Genomic DNA, 14,908 nt, shown 5'->3' with positions numbered 1-14,908 from the left:
TTTAACACATATTTCGCAATCTCGCAAAACCGCTGTTAACTGATGCTTTTATTTTTTTTGTATTCTTTTCTTATTGTTTCTATTATGTTTTTTACGTCATATGCTAAATGATCGTTTGGATATTTACTTTCAAAATCTGTAAAAAGAACAATATTTCCAATTTCGTTTTCCACAACTAATTGTTGCCATTTACTTGACCTTCCGTGTTTGTGAGCAATTGATTTATTTTTCAGTTCTATTTTAAAGACTTCAATAAATTTTAAATTTTTATTTTTTAAAATTAGCTTAAATAATTTGTGTTTATTTTCAGCGGTTATCAATTCGGCATTAAAATCTATTGTAAATCTAGTTCCACCTTTAATAATTTTATACAAGGTTTGGCTCAAAATTAAAATTGATAAAATTAAAAGTCCAGTTACTAATAAATCTTTATCTTTTAATATTTGATAAATTACAAGTACAATTGGACATAAAATTAGAAAGATAAAATAGAATAAAGTTCCCCAAATTTCATTTTCGCCGTAATTTATAATTAGAATTTCATTTTCAAAATGTATAAATTTTTCAGTTTTGTTTTTATTTACATTTCTTAGGATTCTATTTACTGTTTTTTCTACTTGAATGTTCATTTTACTACTATTTTTCGTAAAGTATCAGTTAACGTGTTGCGGCTTGCAGAAGTGGCGAATTTCGTAACCGATTGTTTTCGGCTAAGATAAAATTTCTTGCGAAAGATAAACGTGCATTGTGCACATATTTCGCAATTTTTTCAAACCGTTGTTGACCGCTGGCTCAATATTTAGTTTCTTGTAATAATTTTAAACATCGGTCCATCTTTTTTCACCTTCTCAATTGCCTCAATCCAATATTTCCAAAATGCAGAATCTGCTGGTTTTTCAGTTCCAATCCAATATTCTCCGCCACTTAGAATGTCTGTTAAATCATTAGAACCGCTATTTTCCCAATATGTTTTCAATACATACAACATTGCTTTGTAACCTTCTTTTTTAGTTATGATTTCATTTTGTTTTTTTTGCATTGTTCATTTTATTTTCAAGTTAATATTTTCAAAGTTCTGTTTTTATGCGCTAAATTTTTCAAGTTTCTGTTTTTCTATTTTTAGTTTTACTTTTTTAAAAATCTGATTATGTTTTGTTTACGTTATTTTTTTATTGCTTGTAGGTAACGGCTGTTATGTGCTGTCGCTTTTATTCCAATTTGTATCCTAATATTTCAATTGCCTTATTTGCTTTGTCATTTCGAATAGGATATATAGTTGGTTTAGTCCAGCCATTTATTTCTTGAACGCCTGATGGACCCAATCTTTTGAGTTTATATTTAGGATTTATTGTTAAATTATGTATTCTTAAATCCATTTCATCATTTGAGTAAAGTAAATATTTTAATGACATTCTAATTTTTCCAATACTATTTTCATTAATAAATCCTTCGTCAGCCGAAAACCTTTGTATTGGCATACTACTTGAATGCAAACTTTGGAAAATTTCTTTTGCTTGAGATTTTGTTAACTGGTCAATATTTTTCGGTGATAAATAAACTTGAAAAACTTTCTTTGATTGATCCATCATCCATTTTGGAAAACTTCTTCCATTGTTTTTTTTATGCCATTTTATGTATTCCTTAAAAAGTTTTGGAATTTCAACACGTTGATTATTTAGATTTAAAGTTTCCCCCGTTTTCTTATTCCATTCAGCTTTTACATAATGCCAAAAATGGTCTAATGTAAAGTAGTATGGAATATTTGGATATTCTTTTTCAGAAATATCTTTGACCATATCTTTGACTTCATCTACAATTTTCCAATAGTCAAAATATCGTTTTGCGTCTTTACTAATTTTTATTTTTTGCTTTCTTTTAGTTCTATTTTTTAATGTTTTATTAATAAAAGTATTTATTTCTTTTTCGGCTTCTTTCTTATTAACTAAAAAATTTAAGTAAATGGTTTTGTAAGCTTCAAGGTCTGAAGGTTGTAGCAAATTTGATTCTTGATATAATTCTTTGTAGTGCTTTTCAAGTTCTAATAGAGTATTTAAATCATCAATAAAGATATTTGTTTCTATATTTTTACTGTGTCCATTATTTGTGAAATTTGAAGAACCCAAAATTGCACAAGTAGCAATGTTTTCTTTGTAGAAAATTATAAACTTCGAATGAAATTCTTTGCCTAAAAAGTTTGTCTCAATATTAATTGAAGAATGTATATCTTTTAATGAGTAATAATTAGTTGTTGGTCTTAATGAAACTATGAGGTTTATTTTTTTACCATTTTGTTCCCATTCTTTTAATAAACCGCTATCAGAAAAAAAGGCAACTGCAATATCTATTCTGTCAGATTTTTTGGCATATAAGACTAATTTTTCTCTTAAATTGCTATTGTCTGTATTCGTAATGATTTTATTCATAGCATTTTAAGTTTGTAATTTCTCCTGATTTTTTTGCGATTGCATATAACGTGTCGCGGCTTGCAGAAGTGGCGAACTTCGTAACCGTAATCTTTCGGCTAAGATAAAATTTCTTGCGAAAGATAAACGTGAATTTACCACATATTTCGCCATTTTTGCAAACCGCTGTTACCAGCAGTTATTTTTATCTTTTAATTTGAGTAAAAAACAAATCATAATATTCGCCTCGCATTTCACTTGAAGATTGTATAATTGAAAATTTAGCAATGCTTGATTTAATTTTGTCAAGATTATTTTCAATTATTACTTCTTTTTTACTATCACTTGTGAATGCCATCACATAATTTATTTTTTTTGAAAACAGTTTGATAAATTCAGATTGTGTAATGTTTTTAACATTATTTTTCTTTTCAATTGATTTAAAATTTATTTTCAGATATTTTTTTTCTTTAGATGTAATTGAATCCTGAAGTCTTCTTGCAGAGAGAATTACTTGATTATATAATTCTCTCATAGAAGAATCAAAACCAGATTTAACGTGAATTAGATATATATTAGTTTCATCATAAAATAATATATCACACAATTCAATTCCATCAATGGTTATAGTATCGAAAACCAAATAATTTGGAATATCATTATACAATAAATTATATTGCGATTCCTTTCTAGTAACTGCTTTATCCCAATTTTTGAATAAAATATTATTTGGAATTGTATAATTTTTTAGAATTCGTTTGCACTGACTGTTTAAATCTTGTACAAAACTATCTTGTAATAAGTACCAATTGTTATCTAATAGAAAATATGGTTGTTGCTCAAAAATAAATTCTGTGTTTAAGTGCATTAAAAAAGAAGCTGATGTTAATAGCCTTTTGTCGTCATTTTTATAACTCCTGACCTTAACGCCATATAAATAATATTCTATTTCCTTAAATGTGTAATTAGAACCAAATTTTTCTATTGCTCGATTAATTACTTTTTCATAAATTTCATTTTTGTCTATTGTCTTTGCAAACAAAAAATATTTATTTTCTTCTTTAATCTCATATAAATGATAAACATCAGCTTCATAGAATCTATCGATAAACTTTGGTGAACAAAATTCAAAATGAAATTTATTTGTAGGATTTAATTTTCTTTGAATTATATTAGGAATATCGTTTACAATTTCACTTATTAGTTTTTCTTTTAATTTATTTTCTAAAGTATCATCTTCAATTTTTATATAGGTTGTTAAGTAATTATTTTTTTCAATTTCTTCAATATATTTTATCTCCTTAACTAAAGATTTTAATAGTTCAAATTCTATTTTTTTTCTGAACTTGATTGAATTACCTACTATAATTTGAGTTTTCTCATTTTTGGTTCTTTTTAGAAAACCAAAATAATCATTTTTAACATTCGATAGTTTTAAGCTTATTTCATTAGGAACTGTTCCAAATTTAATATGGTCAATTAGTTTAAAATTTTCTTTGTAAAAAGAATAATTACCTGCTTTTTTCCCTGTTAAACTTCTTGTCTTTATTGATATAAGTTCATCATTTTCAGGGTCAAGAATTCTTGAATAAATGTCAATACCAAAGTTTTCATCGATAAAAGGAATTATTATTCTATATGAATTCCCTCCAATTATAACATATAGAAAATCTTCAAATTCTATAAAAAAAATGATTGATAATTTCTGCTGAATAAAATTTGAATTCTTTATTAAATATTGAGGAAAATAATTTTTCCAATCGGATTCTACTTCATTAGAGTTAAATGTGTACAAGAAATATTTTAGATTATTTTCTAAATCATTTTGGTATGAAAAATCTTCATCTTTTAATTTGAAATTGATGTCGGAATTTTTTTGACCACAATTGATAATGAATTTACAAATCGCTACAGTATCCTTTAAATCCTTTAACAGTCTGTTGTTCTTGTTAATTTTATAAATTTTAGGATTTAAATTCATTTTTTTCGATGTGTTTTCAGGTTTCGTGAGGTATAATTGCTGGTAACTTTTATATAACATCAAATATACTCTTCTTTTCAACATGTTATTCTTTTTTATTAAACTTTTTCTTTCTTTTAAGGTGTTTGTTATTTTGAAACAACGTCCTAACTATAGTACTGATTTAAAAAACGTTATTATAAAAATAACTCGTTATAAATAGCCCTGATCGAGGCGGTATCCTCGTAGTGCAACGGAGAGATATAGCCGAGAGCAGGAGGGAAGGTCTTTAGAAAATAGCTGCTTCTGCTCCAAAAAAAAAGACATAAAAAAACACCAGCCTTTCGACTGGTGTTTTCTTACTACAACAAATAAATTATTCTGCTACTAGTTCAGATTGGTTTCTGAAAACTAATTCGTCATCAAAAGCGTCTAGCAAAATGATGCTGTCTGTGGTGATGGCACCAGACAGAATTTCCTTAGACAACTTGTTTAATACTTCTCTTTGTACGACACGTTTTACGGGTCTGGCTCCAAACTGTGGGTCGTAGCCTTTTTTGGCTAGATAAGCAACTGCTTGCGGTGTTGCGTCCATGGTGATGCCTTGAAGCGCCAGCATTTTAGTCACTGATTTGAGTTGGAGTCCTACAATTTTGGCAATATTCTCACTTGTTAATGGGGTGAACATCACAATCTCGTCAATACGGTTGATGAATTCTGGACGTACGGTTTGTTTTAATAAGTTAAGGACATCAGCTTTTGCTGACTCTGTTACTTCTTCTACAGTGCCTTTGATATTATCAAATTTATCCTGAATGATCTGACTTCCCATATTGGAGGTCATGATAATTATAGTGTTCTTGAAATCGGCTAGGCGTCCTTTATTATCGGTTAATCGCCCTTCGTCTAGTACTTGCAACAAGATATTGAAGGTGTCTGGATGTGCTTTTTCGATCTCATCAAGCAAAATCACTGAATACGGTTTTCTTCGCACCGCTTCGGTCAATTGTCCGCCTTCGTCATAGCCTACGTATCCTGGAGGCGCACCTACTAAACGGCTCACACTGTGGCGCTCCTGGTATTCACTCATATCAATACGCGTCATGGCGTTTTCGTCGTCAAAAAGGTACTCGGCTAAGGCTTTGGCCAATTCGGTTTTACCCACACCAGTTGTTCCTAGAAAAAGGAAGGTTCCCACGGGTTTACGCATGTCTTGCAATCCTGCACGAGAACGACGCACAGCATCACTCACAGCTTCGATAGCTTCTTCTTGACCTACCACGCGGCGGTGCAACTCTTCCTCTAGATGCAATAGTTTTTCACGCTCGCCTTGTAGCATTTTCATAACCGGAATTCCAGTCCATTTGGCTACTACTTCGGCAATATCTTCCTTAGTAACCTCTTCTTTAATTAAGGAACTGCCGCCAGATTGATTTTCAAGCAATTGTTTATGTAAAACGTCTAAGCGTTCTTGGGCTTCTTTGATTTTTCCGTAACGAATTTCGGCTACTTTTCCGTAATCGCCATCACGCTCTGCACGTTCTGCTTCATATTTATAATCTTCAATCTCCGTTTTTATGGCTTGTACATTATCAACAACATCTTTCTCTGATTTCCATTTAGCATAAATTTTATTACGGTCTTCTTTTAAGTTTGCTAGTTCCATCCCTAGAACCTTAAGCTTGCTCTCGTCTTTTTCGCGCTTGATGGCTTCAATTTCTATCTCGAGTTGCATTACTTTTCGATCCAAAACATCCAACTCTTCAGGTTTGGAATTAATTTCCATTCGAATTTTTGATGCCGCTTCGTCCATTAAATCAATCGCTTTGTCCGGAAGAAAACGGTTGGTAATATAACGCTCAGATAATTCTACAGCTGCGATAATTGCCTCATCTTTGATTTGGACTTTATGGTGTGTTTCGTATTTTTCTTTGATTCCACGTAAAATAGAAATGGCACTTTCGGTATCTGGTTCTTCGATGATGATTTTCTGGAAACGACGTTCTAAGGCTTTGTCTTTTTCGAAATATTTTTGGTATTCGTCCAAAGTCGTTGCTCCAATAGCACGGAGTTCTCCACGAGCTAGTGCAGGTTTCAAGATATTAGCGGCATCCATCGCGCCTTCGCCACCACCTGCACCTACAAGCGTGTGAATCTCGTCAATGAAAAGCACAATATCTCCCTCGGCAGCGGTTACTTCTTTCACTACTGCTTTCAAGCGCTCTTCAAACTCTCCTTTGAATTTGGCTCCTGCAATAAGCGCTCCCATATCTAGAGAGAAAACAATTTTATCTTTCAAATTATCGGGCACATCACCATCAACAATACGGTGTGCTAATCCCTCAGCAATAGCCGTTTTCCCTACACCTGGTTCTCCCACAAGCATGGGATTGTTTTTTGTACGACGCGTTAATATTTGCAATACACGACGGATTTCCTCATCACGACCAATTACAGGATCTAGTTTTCCAGCTTTGGCTAATTCGTTTAGGTTTTTAGCGTATTTATTTAACGAATTGTAAGTTTCTTCGGCTGATGCAGAGGTTACTCGTTCCCCTTTTCGGAGTTCGTCAATCGCTGCTTTTAGTCCTTTTTCGGTTACGCCTTGGTCTTTTAATATTTGTGAAACCTTACTTTTTGAGGCAAAAATGGCTAACATTAAATGTTCAATAGAAACGAATTCATCGTTCATTTTTTTAGCAATCGTTTCGGCATCATTTAAGGTACTGTTTGCTGTTCTCGAAAGCATTACTTCTCCTCCAGAAACTTTAGGAAAGCTCTGAATTGTGCTGTCTAATACTTGAATGAACAACGGCACATTGACATTTAATTTTTTCAGAATAAAAGGGGCTACATTTTCATCAACTTCAAAAATTGACTTGAAAATATGCTCGTTTTCTATTTGTTGTTGCCCATATTCTTGAGCGAGTTGTTGCGAGTGCTGAATAGCCTCCTGTGATTTAATAGTAAATTTATTTATATTCATGATTTATTTGGTTTTTAACAACAAGCCTGCGCTTGTTAATTTGTAAAATACTTTAATGGGTTATATTATTAATTTATTTTATCTTTGTAAATGGATGTTCAATTTATATTCCATAGTAAAATTACAGACAAAATGGCTTACTAAAAATGATTTATATCATATAAAGCAGTCATTTTGACTTAAATACCGACAAATTATGAGTTTTTTTAAAAATATTTTTGGTAGTTCTGAAAACCAAAACGAATCCAATATAAAAATGGATTGGGAACCATTGAATCATATTACACAATTAGACGAGATTGTTACTTTGTCAAAAGAGAAGCCAGTTGCGATCTTTAAACACAGTACGCGTTGCAGTATCAGCCGTATGGCTTTGAAACAATTCGAAAATGAATTTGATTTTCCAGAAAAGGTAACGCCCTATTTTCTTGATTTGATTGCTTTTCGTGATATTTCTAATAATATTGCTAGTCGTTTTGGGGTACAACATCAGTCACCACAATTGATTTTAATCAAAAACGGAAAAGCAGTTTACAATACTTCACATAGTGATATTGATGCTGTAGCATTGAAGACTAAAGTATAGTTTTTATCTAAAAAGGGATAAAATTAAAGCCACGAATTCACCTATTATTTTTGTGAATTTGTGGCTTTAATTATTTTAAAAACTACCGCCAGAACCGCCACCGCTAAAATCACCACCTCCAAATTCCATTGAGGATTGGGTTGTTACTTCGGGTTTTAATCCCCCCATTTGCGATGTGATAAGTATCTCAGCATTCAAAAAAGCATTTGTCTTTGTAAAACGATCGGGTTGGAAAGTGATTCCGGTTTCTTTATTTTTTAATTTTCGAATCGTAAAAAGCGTTGTTGCAAATAGTACGGCTCCTCCAATGGTTAAGGCAATCTCAACGGGTAAAACGGAATAGTAATATCGGATTGTGAACACTGAGAAACACAAGCTTAACAAACCAATCCATAGTAAGATTCGGTCTTTTTTTACCAAACCAAAATATAAATAACTTGCAGGCACAATAAAGGTAAAAGCATAAAATAGATAAGCAAAGGGAATATCGCTTCCAGGTGCAACATCTTGCCCTAGCAAATCGATAGAAAGTTCGCGCACTATTAGGTAGTTTCCTGAAAAGTAAAAAAGGATTAAAGCGAAATTCTTGGCTAATAAAAGCCCATTGTAATAAAAAGGAGTAGCTAATTTTTGTAGTGCTGTTTTGCTACTAAAATATATAGCTAAAGCAAAAGCCATCATGATGAATGGTAAGAAGGCTTGTATTGACTCATTCAATTCAAATATACCCAAAACGATGGTGTAGGTTAATGCTAAAGAAAACAGCAACGCCATTGATAAATGTAAGTAACGGAGGTAGCTCAATAATGCAGTTCCTGTTATAAATGCTCCCATTATTAATTCGTTAAAATCAGATGTGATTCCTATGGCTATTGCCAAAGTGAGTTGGGAGCCTAAAATAAAAGTATCATCTAATCCATGACCATAATATGTTGATCTACTAAGAATTTCAGCACCCGAAAAGCCAATAATAGCAAAGAAAAATACAAGATATTCATAGTTGCTATTAATTGAATCGACAGCAAGTAAAGAAAAAAAGCCACATATTGAAGAATATAAAAATACTCCCAATATAAAAAAAAGAAATCTAATAAGTAGATTGTTGTGGGTTTTAGGCACAGTTAAGTTTTTAGCAATAGTTTCGTATTGTTCTTTGACTATGAACCCTGCCTTTTGTAAGGACTTTGCCTCATCAAGCAAATTAGCATGATCCAACATTTTTTTATCGTAAACTATCATTATATTTTTTGTTTATTAAATTGCTTTATCAACTTGATAAAAAGGATAATAGAACCAATAAAGTAAAATGGTACTATAAAGAAAAAGGGAATTAAAAAATCCTCGATACGAATCAATTCAATGATTTTGAATAGAAAAATATTAGCATCAATATAGGCATATATAACTGTGAATATTAAAAGAGAAACAGCTTGATATTGATAACTTGCTTTATAAAAATAAAATAATGTAGCTGCCAGAATTATAGCAAATACAAACCAATAGGGTTGGAATAAATTGTTTAGACAAGATATACTAATAAGATGCAGTCCAAAAGTAAGATAAACTAGTGTAAAATGTTTTTTTAAGTCAATTTGGTTGCAATAAATTGACCACAGAATAAGTACCACTCCCAGTCCAATAGCCGAGTAGCTTAAAGTGTTTGTATCATAAAAATTATTATCAAGTAGGGATTGTGGACTAACAGATAAACCAATATAAGCAGCAAGACCAGTAATAGCGATGGATAAAATACTTTTATTATCAAAGTAATAAGCGCAAAACAGACCAATGGCGGTAGGAATTAAAGTTGCTAAACCGTAGTGTGTACCAAAAGCCGTGTATTGAAATTGTAAATAGCCTATAAAAATACAACTGAGTAGCAATGCCGCTAGTATAATATAATCATAAATGGGATTTTCAAAACTAGTTTCACCCTTTTGAAATCCATTTGCATTCTTGAAACTGAAAAAGTAGCAAACAACGGTCACTGCTAATAAAATAGCTAAAATGGCAACATGACCAATCGTATCTATATTTTGATAAATTAATACTCCAATTCCTGTTGTAAATGACAAAACTGAAAGATATAAAAATAGTTTTAACTCTCCATGCAGAGAAAAAATCCGTAGGTTTCGATAAGCTTTAACTTGGGTAAGTTGGGATTCAGTCAGAAAATTTTGGTCAAAAAGTTCCTGTGTATTTTGTTCTTCAAATCGGTTCATAAATGGTTTTTTAGTTAGCTAAGATCAAATATATGTATAAATTATATTCGTTTATATTGTTTGTGATCATTTAATTTAAAAAAAAAATCCATTCGGTTTGGAATGGATTTTAGTAGTTTATAAAGCTTTTGTCATTTTCTCTTTTATCTCTGCTAAACAAAGGTTGTTTATACTTCCTTCATGCGTATGTTTAGTTTCTTTTGGAGATGCGTAGGTTCCATTTTCTAATTGTTCGGCAACGGCTTTATAGGCATCTCTAAAAGGCATTCCTGCAACCACCATTTCGTTTAAAGTGTCTACTGTAAACAAATAATTGTATTTTTTATCGGCTAGGATATTGTCTTTTACTTTAATGTCTTTGATTGAAAAAATAGCAATGTCTAAACAAGCTTGCAAGTTTTGAATGGCTGGAAATAATCCTTCTTTTAATAGCTGCAAATCTCTATGGTAACCACTAGGAAGGTTATTAGTAATTAAAGTGATTTCATAAGGCAAGGCTTGAATTTTGTTGCATTTTCCACGAATTAATTCGAATACATCGGGATTTTTCTTGTGCGGCATAATACTCGAGCCAGTAGTTAAATGCGCCGGTAAACCGATAAAATCAAAATTCTGACTCATGTATAAGCACACATCCATAGAAAACTTCGCTAAAGTTGCAGCCACGCTACTCATGGCAAAAGCCAGTGTTTTCTCTGATTTTCCACGGCTCATTTGAGCGGCTACAGAGTTATATTTTAAAGTTTCGAATCCTAATTCCTTTGTCGTAAAAGTACGATCAATAGGGAAGGAGCTACCATATCCTGCAGCAGAACCTAACGGATTTTGATCGACTACTTTTAAAGCCGCGTTCAACATGGTGATATCGTCAATCAAAGTCTCCGCATAGGCAGAAAACCACATTCCGAACGAGGACGGCATCGCGATTTGCAGGTGCGTATATCCAGGTAATAAAACGTTTTGGTACTTCTCAGCAGATTCCATTAACAAATCAAAAAGTGATTTTACTTGCGTTTTCATTTCGATAACAACATCTTTCAAATACAAATTGACATCCACTAAAACTTGATCGTTACGAGAACGTGCGGTATGTATTTTTTTACCCGCATCTCCTAGTTTTACCGTCAATAAATATTCGATTTTCGAATGTACATCTTCAAATGAATCTTCGATTTCGAAATTTCCAGCGGCTACATCAGCAATGATTTCGTTTAGAGCAACTACTAATGAATCAGTTTCGGTAGTGGTTAATAAACCAATGCTTCCTAGCATTTTAGCGTGAGCGATAGAACCCAAGGCATCGTATTTTGCTAAAACCAAATCCAATTCACGGTCGTTTCCAACAGTGAAATGTTCGATTTGTTTATCAGTAGGTATTCCTTTTTCCCAAAGTTTCATATTTTATTTTTGTTTCAGGTTTAAAGTTTCAAGTTTTGGTTGAAGCTTAACTATTGTTTTTTATTTCGCAGAGATTCTCGTAGGTTGCCCAGAGAGTCGCAAAGCTTTTTTTCTATTATTTAAAGTTTCAAGTTTTTATGTTGTCGCTTTGTTTATATTTTTTGTTTCGCAGAGCTTCTAGAAGGTCGCCCAGAGAGTCGCAAATGTTTTATCAGTGCACTTAATTCTAGCCCTGATAGAAGCGGCATCCTTTTCTTGCTTTCTTAAGCAGGAAAAGATAAAGCGGATAGCGGGAAATTGCTCCTAATTATTCTATTGCTTTAAAAAATCGCCTAGTATTTTGATGTACAAGTCGATTCCTTCTTCGATTTCGTTTACATATATAAATTCATCTGCTGAGTGTGACCGCAGCGTATCTCCAGGTCCTAATTTCAATGATTTACAGCTCAAAACCGATTGGTCAGAAAGGGTAGGAGAGCCATAAGTGGTGCGTCCTAAAGCGATTCCGGCTTGTACTAATCCATGCGATTCGGGAATAGACGAGGAACTTAAATTCATAGAGCGTGGCGTAACCTCGGCATTTACGTGTTCTTTTACAATTGCCAGAACTTCGTGATTGGTATAGCAATCGTTTACGCGAATATCAACAACGATATCGCATTCTGAAGGAACCACATTATGCTGTTTTCCCGCATTGATTTGCGTAACGGTCATTTTTACTGGTCCTAACTGATCAGATACTTTGTCGAATGTATAATTCTTAAACCATTCCATCACGGGAATTGTTTTGTACAAAGTATTGTCTTCATTTTGATGTGCCGCATGACTGGGTGTACCTTTGATTTTTACATCCAAAACTAGTAATCCTTTTTCGGCTATAGCCAATTGCATTAATGTAGGTTCACCTACGATGGCACACTCTAACTCGGGTAAATGTTTTAAAACACTATTTAAGCCATTTTTACCGCTGCTTTCTTCTTCAGCCGAAGCTACGATTACAATATTATAAGGTAAATTTTCTGCGGCATAAAAATGTACGAAAGTTGCCAATAGAGAAACCAAGCAACCACCAGCATCATTACTCCCTAAACCGTATAGTTTTCCGTCTTCTACAATGGCTTTCAGTGGGTCTTTAGTGTACGCCTGATTGGGTCGCACGGTGTCGTGGTGTGAGTTCAGTAAAAGTGTTGGTTTGCTTTTATCAAATGTCTTATTGTAGGCCCAAATATTGTTATTTTCTCTCTCAAACGGAATTTCGTTTATCGCAAACCAGTTTTCGATTAAGACTGCAGTATTTTCTTCTTCACTAGAAAAAGACTGAGTTTCAATCAGGTTTTTTAATAAGGCAATCGCTTCTTGAGTAAGTGTTTCTTTGTTTTTCATTTATTCTAATTTTTTAACACAGATTACTCAAATTAGCTCAGATTAATTTGTGCAAATCTGTGTAATTTGTGTTTAACTTTTAAAGTTGGATTGTTGTGCAAATAGCTTCGTTATTTTGTAACATGCTATGGTGACCAATTCGTATTTTCTGAACTCCTTTAGATAAGCTATTAAAGCAATTATCTAGTTTTGGAATCATCCCGGAATGAATGGCTTTTTCTTCTTTTAATTTTGAGTATAAGTCGGCATTCATGTTTAATATTACAGACGAATCATCTTCTGAATCAAATAATACGCCTGGTTTCTCAAAACAATAATTCAAAGTTACATCAAATACTTCGGATAACGCTATCGATAATTCGCTAGCAATCGTATCGGCATTTGTGTTTAATAATTGTCCGTTTTTATCGTGGGTAATCGCGCAAAAAACGGGAACGATACCGCTCTCTAATAACGTTGATAGTAGGGGAGTGTTGACTGACTTTACATCACCCACAAAACCGTAATCGATTGTAGGATGGTTTCTTTTATCGGACTGAATTAAATTTCCATCCGCTCCAGAAAATCCCATCGCATTTGTATTATTCCCTTGCAGTTGAGCCACAATATTTTTATTGATTTGTCCTGCATAAATCATGACTACAACCTCCAGCATAGCGTTATCAGTAATACGGCGACCGTCAATCATTTGCGGAACCAGACCAATACTTTGTGCCATTTTGGTAGCTGACTTTCCGCCACCATGCACCAGTACTTTATAGCCTTCAATTTTAGAGAAATCCACTAAAAATTGTTTGAGTTCTTGGGCGTCATCAATGATGTTTCCACCAATTTTCACAAGGGTTACTAATTTACGCAGCCCTCCCAAAATTGATATGTTGGAGTTTTCTAACGGTATAGTCATTATTTTTTCTTTTTAGACTTTTTTGTTTTTATTCCCCCTTTGGGGGCTAGGGGGATTAGTATTTTTTGAAGCACCAATTGTGCCGCATAGGTTCTGTTATTGGCTTGTTCGATTACAATTGAGTTTTCGCTGTCCAATACTTCGTCAGCTACTACAACATTACGACGCACAGGCAAACAATGCATGAATTTAGCATTATTTGTAAGTGCCATCTTTTCTGCGGTTACCGTCCAACTTGGATCACTGTTGGTGATTTTGCCGTAGTCGTTGTAATTACTCCAGTTTTTAGTGTAAATAAAATCGGCATTTTCGAATGCTTTATTTTGATCGTATTCTATTATTGAATTCTTCGTGATTTCAGGATTTAGTTCGTAGCCTTCTGGATGTGTAATTACAAAATCGGCATCTTGCAACTGCATCATTTCTACAAAAGAATTAGCAACTGCCTGCGGTAAAGCTTTAGGATGTGGCGCCCATGATAATACGACTTTTGGTTTGTATGCTGTCTTATGTTCTTCCATTGTGATGGCGTCAGCAAGGGCTTGCAGAGGGTGACCCGTGCAGCCTTCCATATTCACGATAGGCACAGTCGCGTATTTTAAGAATCCAGCCATAACCGTTTCGGCATTGTCTTTTTCCTTGTCGACTAGACCAGCAAAAGCCCTTACAGCAATGATATCACAATATTGAGACACTACTTCTGCAGCTTCTTTGATATGCTCCGAAGCGCCTTGGTTCATTACTGCACCGTCTTCAAACTCTAGTGTCCAACCTTCATTAGTAAAATTCATCACCATGACGTTCATCCCTAGGTTCAAAGCTGCCTTTTGTGTGCTCAAACGCGTTCTCAAACTTGGATTAAAAAACAACATTCCTAATGTTTTGTTTTTACCTAATTTTTTGTTTTTAAGCGGGTTGCTCTTAATTTTAATTGCCGACTTTACCCATTTAGAGAGGGAGTCGATATCTTTTATTGAAGTGTAATTCATAATCTGTTTTATTAGACACTGATTAAACGGATTCGCTATCGCGAAGACACGGATAAGTGCGGATTTTTTTAAATGTTT

Annotated in this window: 12 protein-coding genes; 1 reads left to right on the top strand and 11 read right to left on the bottom strand. The window is 33.2% G+C overall.

Features of this window, described 5'->3' with window-relative positions; translation table 11 throughout:
* Positions 1-35: 35 nt before the first annotated feature.
* The 5 genes from ACVEGE_RS18870 to clpB form a co-directional block, all read right to left on the bottom strand.
* Entirely contained in the window at positions 36-629 is a 594-nt protein-coding gene (locus tag ACVEGE_RS18870; RefSeq protein WP_458008602.1) for a hypothetical protein, read from the bottom strand.
* 170 nt (positions 630-799) lie between these two features.
* Entirely contained in the window at positions 800-1,039 is a 240-nt protein-coding gene (locus ACVEGE_RS18865) for a hypothetical protein (RefSeq protein WP_192502048.1), read from the bottom strand.
* Positions 1,040-1,208: 169 nt separating this feature from the next.
* A complete protein-coding gene (locus ACVEGE_RS18860; protein ID WP_192502049.1) occupies positions 1,209-2,423 on the bottom strand; it encodes a phospholipase D family protein in 1,215 nt (404 codons plus the stop codon).
* 184 nt (positions 2,424-2,607) lie between these two features.
* Positions 2,608-4,383 (bottom strand): DUF6119 family protein, encoded by a 1,776-nt coding sequence (locus ACVEGE_RS18855; RefSeq protein ID WP_458008601.1) that lies wholly within the window; start codon positions 4,381-4,383, stop codon positions 2,608-2,610.
* Between the two features lie 355 nt (positions 4,384-4,738).
* Positions 4,739-7,348 (bottom strand): ATP-dependent chaperone ClpB, encoded by a 2,610-nt coding sequence (gene clpB / locus ACVEGE_RS18850; protein WP_192500972.1) that lies wholly within the window; start codon positions 7,346-7,348, stop codon positions 4,739-4,741.
* Positions 7,349-7,544: 196 nt separating this feature from the next.
* Between clpB and ytxJ the strand changes: the two genes are divergently transcribed.
* A complete protein-coding gene (gene ytxJ, locus ACVEGE_RS18845; protein WP_192500971.1) occupies positions 7,545-7,934 on the top strand; it encodes a bacillithiol system redox-active protein YtxJ in 390 nt (129 codons plus the stop codon).
* Positions 7,935-8,009: 75 nt separating this feature from the next.
* Here ytxJ and ACVEGE_RS18840 read toward each other — a convergent pair whose 3' ends face one another.
* From ACVEGE_RS18840 to ACVEGE_RS18815, 6 genes are all read right to left on the bottom strand, one after another.
* Positions 8,010-9,173 (bottom strand): hypothetical protein, encoded by a 1,164-nt coding sequence (locus ACVEGE_RS18840; RefSeq protein WP_192500970.1) that lies wholly within the window; start codon positions 9,171-9,173, stop codon positions 8,010-8,012.
* Positions 9,173-10,156, bottom strand: a complete 984-nt coding sequence (locus tag ACVEGE_RS18835; RefSeq protein ID WP_173856105.1) for a DUF2157 domain-containing protein — start codon at positions 10,154-10,156, stop codon at positions 9,173-9,175. Before ACVEGE_RS18835 ends, ACVEGE_RS18840 begins: the two co-directional genes overlap by 1 nt.
* Before the next feature lie 117 nt (positions 10,157-10,273).
* Positions 10,274-11,554 carry an argininosuccinate lyase gene (gene argH / locus ACVEGE_RS18830; RefSeq protein ID WP_192500969.1) on the bottom strand — a complete coding sequence of 427 codons (1,281 nt, stop codon included), beginning with the start codon at positions 11,552-11,554 and terminating at the stop codon, positions 10,274-10,276.
* A gap of 312 nt (positions 11,555-11,866) precedes the next feature.
* Positions 11,867-12,937, bottom strand: coding sequence for a M20 family metallo-hydrolase (locus ACVEGE_RS18825; RefSeq protein WP_192500968.1), 1,071 nt, complete (start codon positions 12,935-12,937; stop codon positions 11,867-11,869).
* Between the two features lie 79 nt (positions 12,938-13,016).
* Positions 13,017-13,841, bottom strand: a complete 825-nt coding sequence (gene argB / locus ACVEGE_RS18820) for an acetylglutamate kinase (RefSeq protein ID WP_192500967.1) — start codon at positions 13,839-13,841, stop codon at positions 13,017-13,019.
* On the bottom strand, positions 13,841-14,830 hold the full coding sequence (locus ACVEGE_RS18815) for an N-acetylornithine carbamoyltransferase (RefSeq protein WP_192500966.1): 990 nt from the start codon (positions 14,828-14,830) through the stop codon (positions 13,841-13,843). Before ACVEGE_RS18815 ends, argB begins: the two co-directional genes overlap by 1 nt.
* Positions 14,831-14,908 lie beyond the last annotated feature (78 nt).

This window comes from Flavobacterium sp. PL002 (assembly GCF_054165825.1).
This window is presented reverse-complemented; position numbering and strand designations above follow the sequence as displayed.